This window comes from Asticcacaulis sp., assembly GCF_051954415.1.
Classification (GTDB): Bacteria; Pseudomonadota; Alphaproteobacteria; order Caulobacterales; family Caulobacteraceae; genus Asticcacaulis.
On record NZ_JBQCHT010000022.1, the window covers coordinates 147,236 to 165,378 of the forward strand.

The window sequence follows — 18,143 nt, forward strand, 5'->3', positions numbered from 1 at the left end:
GAATGCGCCTCATCTGTGCTGCCCTTGCTCTGCTGATGTTGACCAGTTGCTCGAAACCGGCGCCGGAAGCGGATACGTCTTCGGCTGCCGCCGTGGCGCCCCCGCCGATCAGCGATGACTGGCCCGGCAAGTACGAAGGCGACCTGATGGTCCGCGTCAGCGGTCTGCCCAATGCACATAAGGTCGTGCTGGTGGCGGCGACGGCCGACGGCTGCACCGGCGATATCGGTCTGGCTGGCGGCGAACCGGCCAAGGACATATCTCCTGCCGAGCTCAGCCTGACTTTAAAGCCGGATGACAAGACCACCTGCACTATCGATATCAAAAAAGACGGCGACAAGCTGACGGTCTCCGAAAGCGGCATCTGCACCGTCTATCACGGCCTGACGTGCAGCTTTAACGGCATGGCGACCAGACTGAAATAGTCAGAGCGCCAGCGGAACGGCGTGTTCACGCAGCCACGGCTCCAAGGCTTCGAAACGGAAGCTGTGCATATCGTAAAGACCATTTACGAATACCCATAGATCATCGTCCGGCACGACAATATCCAGACCGTTGAGGTTCAGAAACATCAACATCGAAGACAAGGCTGTTCGTTTATTACCATCAATAAACGGATGATTTTGCGACAGGCTTTCCCATAAGGCCGCCGCTTCCGCGATCAGATCGGCATAATAACCTGTCTGCGGCCGAAACAGGGCGGACTCAAGCTGTCCAGGATCACGCACACCTGATCCGCCGCCATGACGCAGCAGTTGATCGTCATGCAGCCTGAGAACTTCCCGAACAGTTAGATAGCGCGTCACCTACTTGGCCAGTTTTTCAAAAACACCAGCGTAGCGATCATGATTGCGCTTCATAAGCATCTCAAAATCGGGTTCAGCTCTTGCTTCCTGTCGTGTTTCAAGCAGCTTGCCGACAGCCTCCTCGATCAGAGACTGCAACTGACGCCCTTCGGCCTTGGCTAGGGCACGCAATTCGGCCAGCATGGCACTGTCCATCTGGGTGGCGAATTTCTCACGGGACTGATGTTCGGTCATGGCTGATCTCCTGATCGCACTTTATCATGAAATTTCATGACAGACTACATGTCCGGCACGTTCGCCTTCAATTCATCCAACCAGATTTTCGCATTGCCATCACTCGGCGCGCGCCAGTCGCCACGCGGAGAGAGAGCGCCGCCGGAAATCAGTTTTGGCCCATTGGGCACGGCCGAGCGCTTGAACTGCGAGATGGTGAAGAAGCGGAACAGGAATAGTTCAAGCCATTTCCGGATTTCCGGAAGCGTATATTTATCTTTCCACGCCTGATAGCTGAGAAAGGCGACCTTGGACGGCTTCAGGCCATAGCGCGTAATGTAATAGAGGTTGAAATCCTGAAGCTCGTAAGGTCCAACCTTATCCTCGGTCTTCTGGATGACACCGGCCTTGATCGGCACCAGTTCCGGCGAGATTTCACGGTCGAGCACCGATTGCAGAATACGGCCGGTCTTCGCATCAAACTCTTTCTTCGCCGCCCAGCGGATCAGGTGCTGGATCAGGGTTTTGGGCGCACCACAATTGACATTATAGTGGCTCATATGATCGCCGACGCCATAGGTACACCAGCCGAGCGCCAGTTCAGACAGATCACCGGTGCCGACGACAAAGCCCTTCTTCTCACCCGCCAACCTGAACAGGAAATCGGTGCGCAGCCCCGCTTGGACGTTTTCGAAATTGACGTCATAGACCCGCTCGCCGCGTGAGTAGGGATGACCGATATCCATCAGCATCCGCTTGGCCGCCGGGCGGATATCCAGCACTTCGGCGGAAATGCCCAGCGCCTTCATCAGCTTCATGGCGTCATTACGCGAACCGGTCGAGGTGCCGAAGCCCGGCATGGTATAGCCGTGGATATTGGCGCGCGGAATGCCCAACCGGTCGAACGCCTTGCAGGCCACGATCAGGGCGTGGGTCGAATCCAGACCGCCGGAAATGCCGATGACGACATTTTGGGTGTTGCTGGTGGCAAGCCGCTGCATCAGGCCGTGGACCTGAATGTTGAAGGCTTCGTAGCAGTCTTCGTCCAGCCGTTCCGGGTCGCTCGTCACGTAAGGAAAGCGCGGCACCTGGCGATGGAAGTCAGTCAAGGTGTGGGGCGTGTAGGAAAAGGTCCGGAACATATCCTGGCTGGCTTTGGAAAAAACGCGAGCATCATTAAACGTGCCATTTCGTAGCCTGTCTTGCACAATACGATGTACGTCAACATCGGCAAATGTGATGCTGTCCGACATAAAGCGTTCACCTTCTGCCAGCAGATCGCCCAGTTCATAGATCAGAGACTGACCATCCCAAGCGAGGTCTGTGGTGGATTCTCCGGGGCCCGCAGCACTGTATGCGTAGGCGCACATCAAACGCTCTGAAGTAGCTGCGCAAAGCCGCTTTCTGGAGCGGGATTTACCTATTACGACTGGTGATGCGGATAGATTTACAATTATTGTCGCCCCGTTCAGAGCTAGACGGGTTGAAGGCGTAACAGGTGACCAAACGTCCTCACAAATTTCCACACCAAAGCTGAAAGCTTCAAAACCATAGGCTCTGAAAACGGGCACGTTGGAGTCAACAAAGATTGCATACCCCCTTCCTTTGGAATCCTTCAGCATAGGCGTCTCGCCCATTAACTGGGAGCCGGACGCAAAGTACCGCTTTTCATAATATTCACGATAATTTGGAAGGTATGTTTTGGGAACTATGCCTATGCAATGGCCGCGATGTACAACGGCTGCGCAATTATAAACGGCACCGTTGATGATAAGCGGAACGCCTACCACAAGCACCGATCTTATGTTCTCCGTCTCGACAATAAGGGTTTCGAGGGCATCTTCGCAGCTTTTAAGCAAGAGCTCCTGCGTAAACAAATCATCGATGGTGTAAGCTGAAAGCGATAGTTCCGGAAAAACAACCAGATCGGCGCCAGCTTCATCCGCGCGTTTGGCCAGCGAAAGATGTTCCGCCAGATTAGCCTGCGGATCGGCGATATGCACCTTCGGTGTCACGCAGGCGATACGGACAAAGCCATGAGAGGCCGGAGAGAAGAAATTTTGCAACTTTTTGGGCATTTCGGCGATTCCGATTTAATATTTGTCATTAATGACAGACAATCAAGAATTACATAAGAACGATATCCGGATTTTGCCCACAAATTTGGTCAATTGGACCAATGCGATAATCGAGTAGGTTATTTTCGTTTTATTTGAAACCATCTGGCTTTTTTTGCACTCGCTCCCATTTTTTGAAAGCGCCCTCTGCCCGCCTCTGATAAGGGAAGCGCCATTATGACCGTGACCTTTCCAGATATCGAAGCCGCTGCCGAACGCATAAAGGGCCATGTGGTGCGCACGCCATGCGCCTTTTCCCAGCGCCTCAGCGCCGCCACCAAGACGAAGCTCTGGCTCAAGGCGGAAAACCAGCAATATACCTCGGCCTTCAAGGAGCGCGGTGCGCTCAACAAGCTGCTGCAACTAAGCGCGGACGAACGCCAGCGCGGTGTTTTCGCCGCCTCCGCCGGCAATCACGCGCAAGGGGTGGCCTGGCACGCCCAGCGTCTCGGCATCCCGGCCACCATCGTCATGCCAATCGGCACCCCCTTCGTGAAGGTGGAAAAGACGCGTGGCTATGGCGCCGAGGTGGTGATCGAAGGCCACAGCTATGACGAGGCATCGGTCATCGCGCAGACGCTGTGTACCGAGAAGGGCGGGATTTATGTCCATCCGTTCAATGACGAACAGGTCCTGACGGGCCAGGGCACTCTGGTCATCGAAATGCTGGAAGACGTGCCGGAACTGGACGTTATTCTGGTGCCGATCGGTGGTGGCGGCCTGATCGCTGGCGCGGCCATCGCCGCCAAGGCAATGAAGCCGTGGATCAAAATCATCGGCGTCGAAGCCGCCATGTTCCCTTCGTTCACGGCTCGTCGTCGCGTTATGCCAATCCCCATGGGCGGCGCCACCATTGCCGAGGGCATCGCGGTGAAAGAGGTCGGCGATATCTCGTTCACCCTCGCCAATCCGCTGGTCGATGACGTGCTGATCATCGACGAAGCCGATTTCGAGCACGCCATCGCCGCCTTGGCCAATATCGAGAAGACGGTCACCGAAGGCGCAGGCGCCGCAGGGCTTGCCGCCGTCATGCGCTATCCGGAACGTTTTGAGGGCCTGAATGTCGGCCTGATCCTCTGCGGCGGCAATATCGACCTGCGCCTGCTGGCCTCGGTGCTCCAGCGCGAACTGGTCCGCGAAAAACGCCTTGTCACCTATCGAATCTTAGGCGACGATCGCCCCGGCATGTTGTCGCGCATGGCCGATGTCATCTCGCAAAAAGGCGGGAATATCGTCGATGTGGCGCATAACCGCCTGGTGCTCGATGTCCCCGCCAAGGGGGCGGAGTTCGACATCATGGTGGAGACGCAAGGCCCGCGTCATGCCTTTGAAATTTCAGAAGCCCTCAGGAGCACAGGCTATGCCTTACGGATGGACTAAAAAAGCCACCCTTTTCGCCCTCGCCTTCATTCTTACCGCATGTGGACAAGCCATGGACAAGACAAACGCCCAAACCCTCTCCGAACAGAACCTGCAAAAGGGTCAGGAATTCCTGGCGCAAACCGCCAAGGTGCCGGGTGTGTCCGTCCTGCCGTCGGGCGTGATGTACAAGATCGTGTCGCGCTCTCCCAATCCGGGCGCGCAGCCGACCGTGGCCGATAATGTCACCATCAATTACGAAGGCAAGCTGCTCGACGGTTCGGTTTTTGACTCCTCCTTTGCCCGTAACGAGCCGGCCAATTTCCCGCTCGGCCGCCTGATTTCAGCCTGGCAGCAGGTCATTCCGCTTATGCATGTCGGCGATGAGATCGTCCTCTACACGCCGCCGACCTCGGCCTATGGCGAGCGCGATCTCGGTGAAATCCCGCCCAATTCGACCCTGATCTTCCGCGTGCAACTGCTGGGGATCAACCAGTAATGCGCCTCGTCTCCATCGCTGCTCTCGCTGGTCTGCTGACCCTGACGGCTTGCGGCCAGCCCGCCGATACCACCGCCCAGCTTGAGGCCATGCAGGCTTCGGCTGATGCCGCCGCGGCGCAGAACCTCAAAGACGGCGAAGCCTATCTGGCCGATATTGCCAAACAGCCTGGCATCATCAAGCTGCCTTCGGGTGTGATGTACAAGATCGTTTCGCGCAGCCCTAATCCCGGCCCGCAGCCGACAATCAACGACACGGTCAAGATCAATTACGAAGGCAAGCTGCTGAACGGACATGTCTTCGACTCGTCCTATGCCCGCAATCAGCCGGCCGATTTCCCGCTCTCCCGTCTCGTCCCAGCCTGGCAGGAGGTCATTCCGCTGCTGCACGTCGGTGACGAGGTGACGTTATACACACCGCCGAGCCAGGGCTATGGCGAACGCGACATGGGCGAGATCCCGCCGAACTCGACCCTGATCTTCCGAATCCAGTTGCTGGGTGTCCAAGGGGAGTAATTATGGGTGCAGGGGCTGTGCCCCTGCGTCTACCCCTTTATACGCTTGATCAACGCCGTTGTGCTCGGATCATGGGCGGCGATTTCGCTGCCGGTGATATCCTTCAGCACATTGACGCCCAAGGTCTTACCCAGTTCGACGCCCCACTGATCGAAGCTGTTCAGCCCCATGACGATGCCTTCGACAAAGGTCTTGTGCTCATACATGGCGAGCAGCGCACCCAGGGTTTCCGGCGTCAGCTCGTTGAGCAGGACAGTGGTTGACGGCTTGTTGCCGGGGCAGACCTTCTGCGGCGCGATCTGAGCCGTTTTCGCGTCATCGAAGCCGAGCTTGCGGCATTCGGCTTCGGAGGTTTCCAGCGACTTGCCAACCATGAAGGCTTCGCCTTGGGCGATGACATTCGACAGCAGTTTTTGCTGCATATCGGTCGAAGCTTCGGTATTGGTCGCGGCGGCAATCAGTTCCAGCGGCACGATGTCTTCCGACTGGTGCAGCATCTGGAAGAAAGCGTGCTGGGCGTTGGTGCCTTCGTCGCCGAAGACGACCGGGCAGGTTTGCGTATCGAGTAATTCACCGGTTGGCGAGGTGCGCTTGCCGTTCGATTCCATCTCAAGCTGCTGCAGGAAGGCGGCCAGGCGGCGAAGGCGGTGGACGTAAGGGATGACGGCACGAGACGGACGGTTCAGGCCGATGCGGTTATAAAGCTGCGCAGCGGCCAGCAGGACCGGCGCATTCTTTTCCAGCGGCGCGGTCAGGAAGTGTTGGTCCATCTCGTGGGCGCCGGCCAGCAAACGCTCATAGACGTCATAGCCGGCGGCGATAATGACCGACAGCGACACGGCCGACCACAGCGAATAGCGGCCGCCGACCCAATCCTTGAAGCCGAAGACGCGATCAGCAGGGATACCGTAGGCACCGGTCTTGTCAGGTGCGGCGGAGACGGCGGCGAGGTGCTTCTTGGAGACTTCCTCACCCAGCCCCTTGATCAGCCAGTCACGCGCGGCCAGGAAGTTGGCCAGGGTTTCCTGGGTGGTGAAGGTCTTGGAGACGGCGATGACAAGCGTTTCCGCCGGATCAAGGCCGGCGGTGGCCAAGGCCAGTTCAGAGCCATCAACGTTGGCGACAAAACGGATATCGATTTGCGGAGTCAAAGGCGCCAGACCGTGCCAGACCAGGCGCGGGCCAAGGTCGGACCCGCCGATGCCGATATGGATGATGGTCCTGAACGGCTTTCCGGTAGAGCCGGTGATGGCGCCGGTGCGAATGCCATCGGCATAGTCTTTCATGGCGTCGCGCGCGGTCTTGACGTCCGAAGTGATTTCCAGCCCGCGCAGGCGGAGATTTTCGGCATCAGAATCACGAAGAGCAACGTGCAGCACGGCGCGACCTTCGGAGACATTGATCTCCTGGCCCGTCCACATCTTCTCGCGCGCTTCGGCGATGCCCGATTGCGCCACAGCAGCGATGGCGGCCTCAAAACCGGCCTTCGACCAGCTCTGCTTGGACACATCGACGAAGATACCGGCAACATCAAGAGTCATCCGCGACAGGCGGTCCGGATCGGCCGCGAACTGGTCAACGATCTTGAGGTGGGCGTCGGCGGCGGCCTGGGTTTTCAGGGCATCGAGGGTCATGGTCGGCTCCGGTGGTCCATGGTGCGGGAAAGAATTTTGAGCGGACTCCATGTCAAGCTTTTGGCCAGCCGTAAAGCGCTTATTTGCCGCCCGTCCTGAATTGATTTTCGCTGTTTCAGGATTGGTCCCATGCCCTTGCACGCGGCGAAAATACCCCGCCAGACCACGCCCCCCTTGCCTTTCAGCGTATCGGCCAGGGCCATGAGCAGCGTAAGACCAATATGCAGCGGCAGGGTCGGCAGCAGCAGGGCCAGGGGCATGTTTCTGACATACATCCAGAGGCGATTGCGATAGCCGTGAAAAAGCGCGAAATCGGAGCGCACGCCGGTGCTGGCCGAACCGATATGATCGACCCGCGCGGCGGGCACGAACACGCAGCTTTCGCCGATCAGGCGGGCGCGGAAGCCGAGATCGACATCCTCGCAATAGCAGAAGAAATTTTCATCGAAACCGCCCAGATACTCGAACAGGTCGCGCCGGATGATGAAGGCCGCGCCACAGGGCGAAAAGACATGCGCCGGCTTCAGGTTAGGCGGCAGAACCTGCCCCAGGCCGGAGCGATAGGGGAAGCCGAAAAAGGTCAGGGCGTCGCCGGCGCCATCCAGCCGGGACGTATCCTCGGCCTGAAATTGCAGCGAGGTGAACAGGCCGATGGTCGGATAATCGTCAACGGCCTGCTTCATCGCCTTCAGCCAGTCATCAGCCACGAAGGCGTCCGGATTGATGAAGCCGAGCCAGTGCCCGCGCGCCGCCTTTGCCGCCCGGTTATTGCCCGCCGCATAGCCCAGGTTTTCGCCGAACGGCATGAAGATAACCGAAGGAAACTGCGCTTGCAGCGCGTCGAAATCCATAGCTTCCGAACCATTGTCGGCATGGATGATTTCAACCGTGCGCCCCAGTGCCGTCAAAGCCTTCAGGCAACGCTCAATAGAGGCTTCACTGCGGTAACTGAGGGTAATGAGGGTGAATTTCGGCGTGTCACTGGGCATGGCCGCCCTCCCATTCCTTCAGAACATCCGCGTCGGCTTCGCCGGCGGCTTTTTGTATCCGCAAGCGCGCAAACGCTTCCGGCTCAAGGCCCTGCTTCAAGGCCCAGACCGCGGCACCGCGAACCACCGGATTTTCCTCATCAAGGCTGCGTTGCAATAGCGCGGCCGTCTCCGGATGGCCAGACACACGGAAGTGATTACCCAGCGCATAATGCACATTACGCAGAAACGATTCCCGACCAATCCGCTTGACCGGCGATTTGGAAAACAGCGCCCGGAAGGACGGATCATCGAGCCCGGCCAGATCGGCCAGTTTCAAACCCTCGAACCCTTCCCGCGCCTGAAGTTTGATCTCATGCGTCGCGCGGGCGAACTTGTTCCACGGACAGACGGCGAGACAATCATCGCAGCCATAGATGCGGTTGCCCATGGCGCGGCGGTATATTTCAGGCCACGGGCCGCGATATTCGATGGTGAGATAAGACAGGCACTTGCGAGCATCGAGTCGGTAAGGCCCTTCAAACGCACTGGTCGGGCAGATATCCAGGCAGGCATGGCACGAGCCGCAATGGTCGCGTTCCGGCGTATCCTCCGCAATCACCCGATCCAGAAGGATGACGCCGAGAAACAGCCATGAGCCAAATTCGCGCGACACCAGGTTGGTGTGCTTGCCCTGCCAGCCCAGGCCGGCCAGCGCCGCCAGCGGCTTTTCCATCAGTGGCGCCGTATCGACAAAGACCTTCAGCTCGCAGCCGGTCTGCCCAACGATCCAGGTCGCCAGTTGTTTCAGCTTCTTCTTGATCAGTTCGTGATAATCGTCACCGCGGGCATAGACGCTGATATTGGCCGTATCGGTCTGATCCAGCAAAGCCAGCGGATCGCTGTCGGGGCCGTAATTATAGCCCAGCACCAGGGCCGACTGCGCGCCGCTCCACATATTGCGCGGATGCCTGCGGCGCTCCAGCGTCTCTTCCATCCAGGTCATGTCGCCGTGAAATCCGGCCTCGACAAACACCTTAAGCCGCTCGGACGCCGCCCATACATCCGGCAGGGCGGCGAAGCGCGCCGCGCTGAATCCCAGAATATGCGCCTGCTGCCGGATGGAGGCGGCCAGATCGTCCATGATCAGAAGTCGAGTTCTTTATAGTGGGCCGAAGGCGCCACGCCGGGCAGCTTGTCATTCAGCAGCGGCCGGAAGCAGGGGCGCGACTTGATCACCATGTACCAGGTCTTGAGATGCGGGTAGCGCGACCAGTTGATCTCGTCGAGATAATCGAGGATCGACAACTGTCCGGCACAGGCGAAATCGGCATAGGAGATGGTGTGCCCGGCCAGCCAGTTACGCACGGCCAGCAGGCTTTCGAAATAACGCAGATGGTCTTTCAGCGCATCGCGGCCGGCCTTCATGGCCGGTATATCGGGCACGCCGCCGCCCATCAGCCGCTTTTCCATCTTTTCGTGCAGCAGCAGGGCATTGACCTCGAAATCGAACTTGCGCTCGAACCACCCGACCAGACGGCGCGCCTCGGCGCGTTCGTTGACGTTCTTCGGCCACAGGCGGATATCCGTATAGGCTTCTTCGAGGTGCTCCATGATGGCGCGGTCCTCGCAGATACGGTGGGTCTGGCCGCCAGACTCCTGTTCGGGTGTTTCCACCAGGATCGGCAACAGGCCGGAGGGATTCAGGCGCAGGATCGTGTCGTCCGGCTCCCAGTAACGCACCGGGATTTCCTCGAAGGCGAGCTTCTTTTCACCCAGCGCCAGACGGACCATGCGCGAATGCGGGTCGAAAGCAAAATGATAAAGCTGGCGCGAACAGGCGGTCATGGCTTCTCTATGCCTTATTCGCCCCCCGTAAGTCAAAGCCCAGTCAGGTATCCGCGTCGTGTTCTTCACTGAAAACGCCGGCATGGGCCTCCGCACGGCCTTTCGGATCGGGGTGGATCAGGATATCGGCATTGGGAAAGATATCGAGCAGGCGTTTTTCGGCCGCGATGATGATCTGGTGCGCCGCATCCAGCGACAGGGTCGGCGCCATTTCGACATGGGCCTGGATCTGGATATAGGGACCGGTCAGGCGGGTGCGCAACTGGTGAACGCCCAGCACGCGTTCGTCATTGGCGATCAGGCCGGCGATGCGCGCCACCTCGTCATCGCCCAGAGCCTTATCCATCAGGTGGTCTGCGGCCTCCTTCAGCACATTGACCGCGCCCCAGATGAACCAGGCTGCCATCAGGAAACCGGCGACCGCATCCATGAAGCCCAGGCCCAAGGTGGCCAGCACAACGCCCGCCAGAGCCACGCCATTACTGACCAGGTCGGTGACATAGTGCATCCGGTCGGCCGAGACCGCCACCGACTGGCTGCTTTTCAGGGCCAGGTTCTGCACGAAAACCAGCCCCAGGGTCAGGGCCAGCGACAGGATCAGCACGCCGATCGCCAGGCCGGAGCGCGTGATCGGCTGCGGATTTTGCAGGTTGTGGATGCAGGACTGCATGACCAGTGCGCCCGAAGCAAAGACAAGCCCAGCCTGAAAAAGCGCGCTGAAAGCTTCGGCCTTGCCGTGACCGAAGGGATGTTCCTTGTCCGGCGGCACCTTGGCATAACGCACCGCGCCGAAGGTGATCAGGGAGGCCAGCAGGTCAAGCCCGGAATCGGCCAGGGAGGCCAGGATGGACTGCGAACCCGAAAGGTAAAGCGTCACCCCCTTCATCGCCACCATGACGCAGGCCGTGACGACCGACAGGGTGGTGGCCAGCCGCACCAGGCTGTCCGGTGACAAATTGTGCAGGCCAGGGCCTTTGGCGTGAGGCGGTTTGGAAGTCATTGAAATCTGTTAGCACCTTGCCGCCGGTCTGCAAAGCCGCACGATCGCCCGTTTCCCGCCCTGATTTGGCCCGGAAGCCGTTGGAGGCTGGACGGCGGCATTACGATGAAAAAACATGTTAACAAATCGTAAATCCACCTTTGACTTTGGCGCAAAGGGTGTAAACCTCGCAATAATCAATCTTGATATTTGCCGTGGTTTTTGTTTCGTTTTTTGAGCAGGTAGACATGTCACGAGTCTGGATCAGCCGCACCGAGGCCCTCAAGCGCCTAGAGGTCAAGCCGCAAACCCTCTATGCCTATGTCAGCCGCCAGCGCATCGCCGCCAAGAGCGACCCCACGCATCCACGCCTCAGCCTCTATGCGCTCGATGATGTCGAGCGCCTGTCACGCCGCGCACCGGGCCGGATATCCAGAGACTCCAGAGCCGACCACGGCGCGCCGCGCCACCATGCCGCCCCCAGTCTTTCCGGCGGCACTATCACGCGCGGCGAAGCGGCCATTGATACCGAAGTCGCCATTACCCTGCACGGCCATCACTATGTCCGCGGCCGCGATCTCGTCTCCCTGGCCGAAACCGAGAACTTTGAAAATGTGGCGGCGCTTCTGTGGCGCAGCGACAGCCCCAATCCGTTCGGTCCGCTCAAGCCGCGCCCGGATGTCAACTTCCCCGGCGGTCCGCGCACCCGCGTGCTCTCCATGCTCAGCCGCCGACTGGAAGAGGATGCTCTTTCCGAGATCAAGGCTGAACGCGACCTTGGCACCGAGGCGGCCAGCCTGATCAACGAAATGTTCGATGCGGTCACCAATGGCGGGCCGCGCCTGTTCTTCCACCAGCGCCTGGCCCGCGCCTGGAAGGTCTATGACCTGAAGGACGTCGACCTGCTGCGCCGCGCCCTCGTGCTCTCGGCCGATACCAGCCTTGACGAAGCCACCCTGGCCGTGCGCGTCGCCGCCGCCACCATGGGCCCGCTGGCCATTCCGCTGATCGCCGGTTTCGCCACCCTGACCAGTCCGAAACTGGGCGGTCGTATTTCGCGCGCAGAATCCTATGTCACCCAGGTGCGGCGCCACGGCAATCCGCTGGCCCTGGCCAAGGCGCTGCTCGAAAAAGGCCACGAACTGCCCGGCTTCGAAAAAGAACCCTCGCCTTCGGAAACCCTCCGCGCGCGCAACCTGATCGAGGCCGCACCGCACATGGGCGAAGACCTCAAGATGATCCTGCGCGTCGGCGAAGACCTGACCGGCCAGAGCGTCGGCATGTCGCTCGCCCTGGCCCTGATCGGCCGTCACCTCGACCTGCCGCGCGAAGCCCCGATGACGCTGTATGGCCTTGGCCGCAGCGCCGGCTGGCTGGCCCACGCCATCGAGCAGATGCAGACCGGCGCTTCGCCGAAGGCGCGCCTGCGCTATATCGGCATCCATCCGGAAGCGACCGAGCCGGCTGACGCATGATTTCGATTCACTTGGCGTTTAAAGTGCTCTAAGGATTTCCCGATCATATAGGGGTTTCCATGCACTATTTACTCGCGGCGCTGCTGGGTCTGATCGAAGGGCTCACGGAATTCTTGCCTGTTTCTTCCACGGCGCACCTGCTGATCGCCGAAAAGCTGATGGCGTTCGATGATCCGGGCGGCAATTTCACCGTCATGATCCAGTTGGGCGCGATTTTGGCTGTGGTCGTGCTCTATTTCGCCCGGCTGTGGAAGGCCGTGATCACCCTGCCGACCTCGGCGGATTCGCGCCGGTTCGCCATCAGTGTGCTGGTGGCCTTCTTTCCGGCTGTGGTCATCGGTGTTCTCGTCAAGAAGTCGGGCATCCTGGGTACTCTTTTCGAGAATATTCCGCTGATCTGTTGCGCCCTGATCGTTGGCGGCGTGGCCTTGTGGGCGGTCGATAAATATGCCCCGAAGCCCGTGCATCATGATTCCGCCAAACTCGACATCAAGACCTCGTTGCTGATCGGCCTGTTCCAGTGCCTGGCCATCATTCCTGGCATGTCGCGCTCGGGCTCGACCCTGATCGGCGCCATGGTGGCCAAGGTGGACAAGACGGCCGGCGCCGAATTTTCCTTCTTCCTCGCCATCCCGACCATGCTGGGCGCCTTCGTGGTCGAATTCGCCGACAGTCACAAGGATCTGACCTCCGATCAGTACAGCACTATCGCCATCGGTTTTCTGGTCGCCTTCCTGTCGGCGCTCCTTGTCATCAAGCCGTTTATCAGCTTCGTGCAGAAGCGCGGTTACGGCTTCTTCGCCCTGTGGCGGGTCGTGGTCGGCGTGGGCGGACTGGTGTGGTGGTTCGGCTTCGCGCACTAAACTAATGGGGTTTGGGGCCTGCGGCCCCACGTCTTCTCTCTTTCCAAAGAAAAACCCGGCCTAAAGGTCGGGTTTTTCTTTGGAATAAGGTAAGGTTTGTGGGGTCACGGACCCCACGCCCCATTAGATTAGCGTCGAATCTCAACCGCATCACCCGGCCGGGCTGCCCGCAGAAACTCCAGCATGTCCGGCAGGGCCACCGCCACGCAGCCCTCGGTGCCGGAATAATCTTCCCGCGCCAGGTGCATGAATATGGCCGATCCCATGCCGGGCGCCGGCGGGTCATCATTATGCCCCAGTACCACGATCACATCATAGACGTGGTCATACCGCCAGAGCTTTTCGTGGCCAGGCTGAAAGGGCAGCTTCACATGCCGGTTATAAAATTCTGAGGACGGATCGTCGCACCAGCCGTCATCAGGCGACAAAGGCACCAATTCCAAAGCGGTTTCGGGCGGCGCCAGGCGGTCCGGACGGTAAAAAACAGAACGAATCGGCCAGATTCCCAGCGGAGAAGCGCCATCCCCCTCTCTTTTATCGCCCGCGGGGCGAACGCCCCCTTTCCCAATAGCGCAACGCACACTATGTTCGTTGATGTGGAATTGGCCAGCGGCGGCGGCACTAAACTTATTGATCATTTATTTGTCATCGCGGCTTAATCTGATAACGACAAGACTTAAAGTACAGGATCATGGTGCAACAAAAAACCCTGCTGATCGTCGATGACGATGATGAACTGCGCGAAGCCCTGGCGGAACAGCTCGAACTTCATGAAGAATTCAAGGTCATTCAGGCGTCAAACGGCACCGAGGGCCTCAAGCTGGGCAAGAGCGTCAATGCCGACCTGATCCTGCTCGATGTCGACCTGCCCGACATGGACGGCCGCGAAGCCTGCCGCCTGCTGCGCAAAGGGGGCCTGACCACGCCGGTGATCATGCTGACGGGCCAGACCTCGGATTCCGATACGATTCTGGGCCTTGATGCCGGTGCCAACGATTACGTCACCAAGCCGTTCCGTTTCGCCGTCCTGCTGGCGCGCATTCGCGCCCAGGTCCGTTCGCACGAAACCAGTGAGGACGCCACCTTCCGCATCGGGCCTTACGAATTCAAGCCGGCGTTGAAGGTTCTGGTCGATCAGACGCAGAAGAAGACGCGCCTGACCGAGAAAGAAACCAATATCCTGAAGTACCTCTATCGCGCCGGCGGCAAGCCAATCACCCGCGAAGAGTTGCTGACCGAGGTCTGGGGCTATAATGCCGGCGTCACCACCCACACACTGGAAACCCACGTCTATCGTCTGCGCCAAAAGATCGAACCCGATCCCGCCAATGCCCGCCTGCTGATGACGGACGCGGGCGGGTATAGGTTGCAGTTCTGAACGTTCAAATTGGAGGGGGAGATGTTCGGTGGAACTGCGACAAATTTTTATCTGTATTTTTCCGATGAAGCTCAAGCCGCGCCTGTTGTTCATCATCTGAAACGCAAAGGTTTCTTAGTGGAATCAAGAGCATCAGGAGATGAAGAGGAATGGTTGGTCCTTGCCACTAAGACCGTAAATTCATTTGAGATACTCTTGATCGAAGGCAAATTAAGGTCATTGGCACGATCTAATCGCGGCGAGTATGACGGATATGACAGAGCCATTTAAACTTCATTCTGAATGTGATTTATGCGGCTTTTTCCACAAACGGCATACCAGACCAACCTGATTGCGTCTTAAAGCTGCCCATCAGCTTCGGTGAACGTCGCAACCAGTTCCAGAAACGCCTCCTCATTCCCTAGCGAAATTGAACTCTGGGCCGGCGCTTTTAAAGCGCCGGCCTTCTTATGTGTGATCCGATCCGCTTTACCAGCGTATCTTTAGAGGGGCGGCAAGCAAAGGATTTCGCATGTTTCTGAAACTCGCCATTGCCAGCGCCGTCGGCGCTCTACTGCTGTCCGCCTGCGCGTCCATGCCCTCCGGTGCTCAGGCACCCCAGACGGCGGCCGTTCCCATGAGCCATTACAGCGGCACCTGGCTGGAAATCGCCCGCCGCCCCATGTGGCTGACCAATGGCTGCGTGGCGGGTTATACGACCTACAGCCCCGGCGCCAAACCGAACGAGATCGCGGTGGAAGACGGCTGCCACAAGGATACGCCGACCGGCAAACTCAAGACGATCAAGGCGCGCGGCGTGCTGACGAATGCCGGCGGCAATAATACCAAACTGGAAGCCCATTATCCCTTTTTCATCACCTGGAACTACTGGGTGCTGTATGAATCACCGGAACACGACTGGTTCATCAGTGCGGATCCGAAGATGAAAAACCTGTGGATCTACAGCCGCACCGTGCCGACAGCCGAAGCCCGCGCCGTCATGGTCTCCAAGGCCAGGGAACTGGGTTATGATGTCAGTAAGCTGGAGTTTCCGGCCTTTTAGGCACGAAAATGCAGACGATTATAGAATATATTGTCGTTGCGATTATCGCGGTCACAGTCCTGATCCGGGTGATTGCCCTGATGGCGTTCAGCCGCAAAGACAAGCGCCGCTAAACCTCTTCCGCGTCCACATACCAGACGAACCAGATGGCATCTTCCAGTGTGCCGCCGGCTTCGACAAAGCGCGCCACCGGTTCAGGAAAGGCTTCTCTAATCTCTTTGCCGAAATTAAATTCCGCCTTGAGCAATTGTAAATCCTGAAAGGCGACATTGGCCGCCATTTCGACCTGGGCGTCCCAGGGCAGGAACGGCGGAATCAACTGGCAGGCATCCACCTGCACCCAGTCGCATTCGCCGATGGCATCCGGCGTGCGGATTTGCAGTTGGCCGCCGATATTGCGCAGGCCCATGGCGCGCGCCGCTTCGATCACTTCCGGCAGGTCGGCAATGCGCCAGGCATATTCGTTATGACGAAAATCTGCCTTGGCGAGGATGGCTTCAGGCAGGCGGCTTTCAACTAAATCGGACATCTATAGCTCGAAAATGGTCTGGATCGGCGCGTGATCGGAGGGCCGCTCCCATTCGCGCACGGTGTCGTGGATTCTGGCAGTAATATCGCCCCTGACCTTCGCCATCAGCCCCGGATTGAGCAGGATGTGATCGAGGCGCAGGCCGCGATTGCTTTTGCGGAAGTCCGCCGCACGATAGCTCCACCAGGTAAATATTTTCTGCGGATCGGGATAGGCGACGCGGAAGGGATCGTGAAACGCACCGGCCTCCATCAGCTTGCCGAAGGTTTCAATCTCGACCGGCGTATGGCTGACCACGCGCAGCATCTGGCGGTGGCTCCAGACATCGAATTCGCCCGGCGCGATATTGAGGTCGCCGCAGATCAGCAGGGGCTTGTCCGGCCCGCGCCGCTCCAGGTCTTCAATCAGCCGCTCATAGAAGGTCAGCTTGTGATCGAACTTGTCATTGCCTTCGCGGTCGGGGAAATCACCGCCGGCCGGGATATAGAAGTTCCAGATATCGATGCCATCAATGCGGATGCCCTGCGCGCGCGCCTCGCCGCGGCGGCAGAAGGCCGGCGCCGGCAGAGTCTCGAACGGGAGCTTCGATACCAGCGCCACGCCATGCCAGCCCTTTTGCCCGGCGATATGGATATGGCTGTAGCCCAAAGCCTCGAACGCCTCGCGCGGGAACTCGTGCTCCTGGCACTTGATCTCCTGCATACACAGGATGTCGACATCGGTATCTCTCAGGAACTGTTCGATCTGGGGCAGGCGCAGGCGAACGGAATTGACGTTCCACGAGACAAGGCTAAGGCGCATAAACGAGCAAACTCTCTAGTGTTTCCAATGCCGTCAGGCATTGGCAAGGGCGACCGCCCGCCGGCGCTGATGCGCCGAGCCCCGCGGTGCCTGAGCGGAAAAAACACAAAAAAAACCGATCCGCGCTGACGGATCGGTTTAAAGATTTGGCACATAACACGAAGAGAAAAAAGGGAAAACGCACACCTGGAAGTCCAGGTCGGGAGATAATCCGCCGTTCCATCTCCATGTGTTCAAAATAACACTCTTGCCAAAAATTCACAAGGGAAAAAGTGAAAAAGGCGTTATTTTTTCTTCTGCGGCTTATTTAACACAAATAAATCAGGCTTTTGCGCCGAATCGCGTGTGAAACTCGTCAGTTTCAGGTTTGTGGCGCGGTTTTGCGCATCGGTAATCGTCCATTCTCGCAGGGCTAGTGCGCCGTTCGGCGCCTGGTCGAAGCCCAGCACCACCGAGCCTTCCACCGATTTGCGGCGGTCGCGCGCCTTCAGCGTAAAGCCTTGTGCGTTGGAACTGACGGCGGTCACGATCACGCCCTGATCGAAGCGGATTTGACGGGCGAGAAACAGCGACAGCGGCGTTTCGGACAGCGGATATTGATCGAAGGATTGCAGGCGCGGATCCCACATGCTGACCGTCTTGCCATTGGAAACGATCAGCAGCGAAGTCGGCGCATCATATTCAAAACGCATCTTGCCGGGGCGCGCCAGATACCAGTTGCCGGCGCTCTTGCGTCCGCGATAATCGGTCTGCTCGAAGCGGCCATGGGCAGTGCCGAGATTTTGCAGATAATCCGTCGCCTTCTGGATGCGCGCCTTATCGGCGGCATTGAAACTGGGCGGCGAAATCAGGCCGCTGAACTGGTTCTTGCTGCCCTGGGCCAATGCGGGTGTGGTGACGAGTGCGGCGGCAAGGCCAGCCAGCAGGGTGCGTTTGGTAAAATCGGTCATGGTCTACCCATAAAAGCAAAATTCGTAAAAATCCAATGCCTTCAGAAACATCTCAAGGCGGCATATTTGCGACCTTTTAAGCGCAGCCCGAAAAGTGTGCCGCACTTTTCGGATAAGGTGCGCGACCAAGCTAAACGCCGTGCGCTGAACCCGGCGTGAATGGCGGC

21 protein-coding genes are annotated in these 18,143 nt (G+C 58.6%); 9 read left to right on the plus strand and 12 right to left on the minus strand.

Going from position 1 to position 18,143, the window contains the following annotated elements; translation table 11 throughout:
- Nucleotides 1-2: 2 nt before the first annotated feature.
- Complete coding sequence (locus ACTHND_RS07790; protein WP_440177381.1) at nt 3-425, plus strand: hypothetical protein; 423 nt, start codon at nt 3-5, stop codon at nt 423-425.
- Here the strand turns inward: ACTHND_RS07790 and ACTHND_RS07795 are convergent, their stop codons facing one another.
- Genes ACTHND_RS07795 through ACTHND_RS07805 form a run of 3 tightly spaced genes read right to left on the minus strand, consistent with a single transcriptional unit; the run spans nt 426 to nt 3,097 of the window.
- The gene (locus ACTHND_RS07795) at nt 426-806 is read right to left on the minus strand and encodes a type II toxin-antitoxin system death-on-curing family toxin (protein ID WP_440177382.1); all 381 of its coding nucleotides are present in this window, start codon (nt 804-806) and stop codon (nt 426-428) included.
- Nucleotides 807-1,040, minus strand: coding sequence for a hypothetical protein (locus ACTHND_RS07800; RefSeq protein ID WP_440177383.1), 234 nt, complete (start codon nt 1,038-1,040; stop codon nt 807-809).
- Between the two features lie 44 nt (nt 1,041-1,084).
- Entirely contained in the window at nt 1,085-3,097 is a 2,013-nt protein-coding gene (locus ACTHND_RS07805) for an NAD(+) synthase (protein WP_440177384.1), read from the minus strand.
- Between the two features lie 216 nt (nt 3,098-3,313).
- On the opposite strand from ACTHND_RS07805, the gene ACTHND_RS07810 reads away from it, so the two are divergent.
- Genes ACTHND_RS07810 through ACTHND_RS07820 form a run of 3 tightly spaced genes read left to right on the plus strand, consistent with a single transcriptional unit; the run spans nt 3,314 to nt 5,509 of the window.
- Nucleotides 3,314-4,516: a threonine ammonia-lyase gene (locus tag ACTHND_RS07810; RefSeq protein ID WP_440177385.1), complete on the plus strand. Its 1,203-nt coding sequence runs from the start codon at nt 3,314-3,316 to the stop codon at nt 4,514-4,516.
- A gap of 52 nt (nt 4,517-4,568) precedes the next feature.
- Nucleotides 4,569-4,994, plus strand: a complete 426-nt coding sequence (locus tag ACTHND_RS07815) for an FKBP-type peptidyl-prolyl cis-trans isomerase (protein WP_440177386.1) — start codon at nt 4,569-4,571, stop codon at nt 4,992-4,994.
- A complete protein-coding gene (locus tag ACTHND_RS07820) occupies nt 4,994-5,509 on the plus strand; it encodes an FKBP-type peptidyl-prolyl cis-trans isomerase (RefSeq protein WP_440177387.1) in 516 nt (171 codons plus the stop codon). Before ACTHND_RS07815 ends, ACTHND_RS07820 begins: the two co-directional genes overlap by 1 nt.
- 29 nt (nt 5,510-5,538) lie before the next feature.
- On the opposite strand, the gene pgi is transcribed toward ACTHND_RS07820, so the two are convergent.
- Genes pgi through ACTHND_RS07845 form a run of 5 tightly spaced genes read right to left on the minus strand, consistent with a single transcriptional unit; the run spans nt 5,539 to nt 10,959 of the window.
- On the minus strand, nt 5,539-7,143 hold the full coding sequence (gene pgi / locus ACTHND_RS07825) for a glucose-6-phosphate isomerase (RefSeq protein WP_440177388.1): 1,605 nt from the start codon (nt 7,141-7,143) through the stop codon (nt 5,539-5,541).
- Nucleotides 7,140-8,132 carry a glycosyltransferase family 2 protein gene (locus ACTHND_RS07830; RefSeq protein ID WP_440177389.1) on the minus strand — a complete coding sequence of 331 codons (993 nt, stop codon included), beginning with the start codon at nt 8,130-8,132 and terminating at the stop codon, nt 7,140-7,142. Before ACTHND_RS07830 ends, pgi begins: the two co-directional genes overlap by 4 nt.
- Entirely contained in the window at nt 8,122-9,255 is a 1,134-nt protein-coding gene (gene queG, locus ACTHND_RS07835; RefSeq protein WP_440177390.1) for a tRNA epoxyqueuosine(34) reductase QueG, read from the minus strand. The genes ACTHND_RS07830 and queG overlap by 11 nt, the downstream gene beginning before the upstream one ends.
- 2 nt (nt 9,256-9,257) lie before the next feature.
- A complete protein-coding gene (fzlA, locus tag ACTHND_RS07840; protein WP_440177391.1) occupies nt 9,258-9,959 on the minus strand; it encodes an FtsZ-binding protein FzlA in 702 nt (233 codons plus the stop codon).
- A gap of 43 nt (nt 9,960-10,002) precedes the next feature.
- A complete protein-coding gene (locus ACTHND_RS07845) occupies nt 10,003-10,959 on the minus strand; it encodes a cation diffusion facilitator family transporter (protein WP_440177392.1) in 957 nt (318 codons plus the stop codon).
- 227 nt (nt 10,960-11,186) lie between these two features.
- On the opposite strand from ACTHND_RS07845, the gene ACTHND_RS07850 reads away from it, so the two are divergent.
- Nucleotides 11,187-12,413: a citrate/2-methylcitrate synthase gene (locus ACTHND_RS07850; protein WP_440177393.1), complete on the plus strand. Its 1,227-nt coding sequence runs from the start codon at nt 11,187-11,189 to the stop codon at nt 12,411-12,413.
- A 59-nt stretch (nt 12,414-12,472) separates the two neighbouring features.
- A complete protein-coding gene (locus tag ACTHND_RS07855) occupies nt 12,473-13,276 on the plus strand; it encodes an undecaprenyl-diphosphate phosphatase (RefSeq protein WP_440177394.1) in 804 nt (267 codons plus the stop codon).
- 128 nt (nt 13,277-13,404) lie between these two features.
- Here ACTHND_RS07855 and ACTHND_RS07860 read toward each other — a convergent pair whose 3' ends face one another.
- Complete coding sequence (locus ACTHND_RS07860) at nt 13,405-13,914, minus strand: L,D-transpeptidase family protein (protein WP_440177395.1); 510 nt, start codon at nt 13,912-13,914, stop codon at nt 13,405-13,407.
- A gap of 53 nt (nt 13,915-13,967) precedes the next feature.
- Here ACTHND_RS07860 and ACTHND_RS07865 point away from each other — a divergent pair, with 53 nt between their 5' ends.
- The 3 genes from ACTHND_RS07865 (at nt 13,968) to ACTHND_RS07875 (ending at nt 15,696) form a co-directional block, all read left to right on the plus strand.
- Complete coding sequence (locus ACTHND_RS07865; protein ID WP_023456094.1) at nt 13,968-14,654, plus strand: response regulator transcription factor; 687 nt, start codon at nt 13,968-13,970, stop codon at nt 14,652-14,654.
- Between the two features lie 21 nt (nt 14,655-14,675).
- Complete coding sequence (locus tag ACTHND_RS07870) at nt 14,676-14,924, plus strand: ribonuclease E inhibitor RraB (RefSeq protein WP_440177396.1); 249 nt, start codon at nt 14,676-14,678, stop codon at nt 14,922-14,924.
- Between the two features lie 241 nt (nt 14,925-15,165).
- Nucleotides 15,166-15,696: a lipocalin family protein gene (locus ACTHND_RS07875; protein WP_440177397.1), complete on the plus strand. Its 531-nt coding sequence runs from the start codon at nt 15,166-15,168 to the stop codon at nt 15,694-15,696.
- Nucleotides 15,697-15,805: 109 nt separating this feature from the next.
- Here the strand turns inward: ACTHND_RS07875 and ACTHND_RS07880 are convergent, their stop codons facing one another.
- From ACTHND_RS07880 to ACTHND_RS07890, 3 genes are all read right to left on the minus strand, one after another.
- Complete coding sequence (locus ACTHND_RS07880; protein ID WP_440177398.1) at nt 15,806-16,225, minus strand: hypothetical protein; 420 nt, start codon at nt 16,223-16,225, stop codon at nt 15,806-15,808.
- The gene (gene xth / locus ACTHND_RS07885) at nt 16,226-17,026 is read right to left on the minus strand and encodes an exodeoxyribonuclease III (protein ID WP_440177399.1); all 801 of its coding nucleotides are present in this window, start codon (nt 17,024-17,026) and stop codon (nt 16,226-16,228) included.
- A 284-nt stretch (nt 17,027-17,310) separates the two neighbouring features.
- The gene (locus tag ACTHND_RS07890) at nt 17,311-17,976 is read right to left on the minus strand and encodes a LolA family protein (protein ID WP_440177400.1); all 666 of its coding nucleotides are present in this window, start codon (nt 17,974-17,976) and stop codon (nt 17,311-17,313) included.
- Nucleotides 17,977-18,143 lie beyond the last annotated feature (167 nt).

What these genes read in the sequence shown, in the direction of transcription:
- fzlA (WP_440177391.1), bottom strand. Translation starts at nt 9,959, where the DNA reads ATGACCGCCTGTTCGCGCCAGCTTTATCATTTTGCTTTCGACCCGCAT.
- ACTHND_RS07865 (WP_023456094.1), top strand. Translation starts at nt 13,968, where the DNA reads ATGGTGCAACAAAAAACCCTGCTGATCGTCGATGACGATGATGAACTG.
- queG (WP_440177390.1), bottom strand. Translation starts at nt 9,255, where the DNA reads ATGGACGATCTGGCCGCCTCCATCCGGCAGCAGGCGCATATTCTGGGA.
- ACTHND_RS07875 (WP_440177397.1), top strand. Translation starts at nt 15,166, where the DNA reads ATGTTTCTGAAACTCGCCATTGCCAGCGCCGTCGGCGCTCTACTGCTG.
- ACTHND_RS07860 (WP_440177395.1), bottom strand. Translation starts at nt 13,914, where the DNA reads ATGATCAATAAGTTTAGTGCCGCCGCCGCTGGCCAATTCCACATCAAC.
- ACTHND_RS07815 (WP_440177386.1), top strand. Translation starts at nt 4,569, where the DNA reads ATGGACAAGACAAACGCCCAAACCCTCTCCGAACAGAACCTGCAAAAG.
- pgi (WP_440177388.1), bottom strand. Translation starts at nt 7,143, where the DNA reads ATGACCCTCGATGCCCTGAAAACCCAGGCCGCCGCCGACGCCCACCTC.
- xth (WP_440177399.1), bottom strand. Translation starts at nt 17,026, where the DNA reads ATGCGCCTTAGCCTTGTCTCGTGGAACGTCAATTCCGTTCGCCTGCGC.
- ACTHND_RS07855 (WP_440177394.1), top strand. Translation starts at nt 12,473, where the DNA reads ATGCACTATTTACTCGCGGCGCTGCTGGGTCTGATCGAAGGGCTCACG.
- ACTHND_RS07850 (WP_440177393.1), top strand. Translation starts at nt 11,187, where the DNA reads ATGTCACGAGTCTGGATCAGCCGCACCGAGGCCCTCAAGCGCCTAGAG.
- ACTHND_RS07870 (WP_440177396.1), top strand. Translation starts at nt 14,676, where the DNA reads ATGTTCGGTGGAACTGCGACAAATTTTTATCTGTATTTTTCCGATGAA.
- ACTHND_RS07820 (WP_440177387.1), top strand. Translation starts at nt 4,994, where the DNA reads ATGCGCCTCGTCTCCATCGCTGCTCTCGCTGGTCTGCTGACCCTGACG.
- ACTHND_RS07830 (WP_440177389.1), bottom strand. Translation starts at nt 8,132, where the DNA reads ATGCCCAGTGACACGCCGAAATTCACCCTCATTACCCTCAGTTACCGC.
- ACTHND_RS07890 (WP_440177400.1), bottom strand. Translation starts at nt 17,976, where the DNA reads ATGACCGATTTTACCAAACGCACCCTGCTGGCTGGCCTTGCCGCCGCA.
- ACTHND_RS07800 (WP_440177383.1), bottom strand. Translation starts at nt 1,040, where the DNA reads ATGACCGAACATCAGTCCCGTGAGAAATTCGCCACCCAGATGGACAGT.
- ACTHND_RS07810 (WP_440177385.1), top strand. Translation starts at nt 3,314, where the DNA reads ATGACCGTGACCTTTCCAGATATCGAAGCCGCTGCCGAACGCATAAAG.
- ACTHND_RS07805 (WP_440177384.1), bottom strand. Translation starts at nt 3,097, where the DNA reads ATGCCCAAAAAGTTGCAAAATTTCTTCTCTCCGGCCTCTCATGGCTTT.
- ACTHND_RS07845 (WP_440177392.1), bottom strand. Translation starts at nt 10,959, where the DNA reads ATGACTTCCAAACCGCCTCACGCCAAAGGCCCTGGCCTGCACAATTTG.
- ACTHND_RS07880 (WP_440177398.1), bottom strand. Translation starts at nt 16,225, where the DNA reads ATGTCCGATTTAGTTGAAAGCCGCCTGCCTGAAGCCATCCTCGCCAAG.
- ACTHND_RS07790 (WP_440177381.1), top strand. Translation starts at nt 3, where the DNA reads ATGCGCCTCATCTGTGCTGCCCTTGCTCTGCTGATGTTGACCAGTTGC.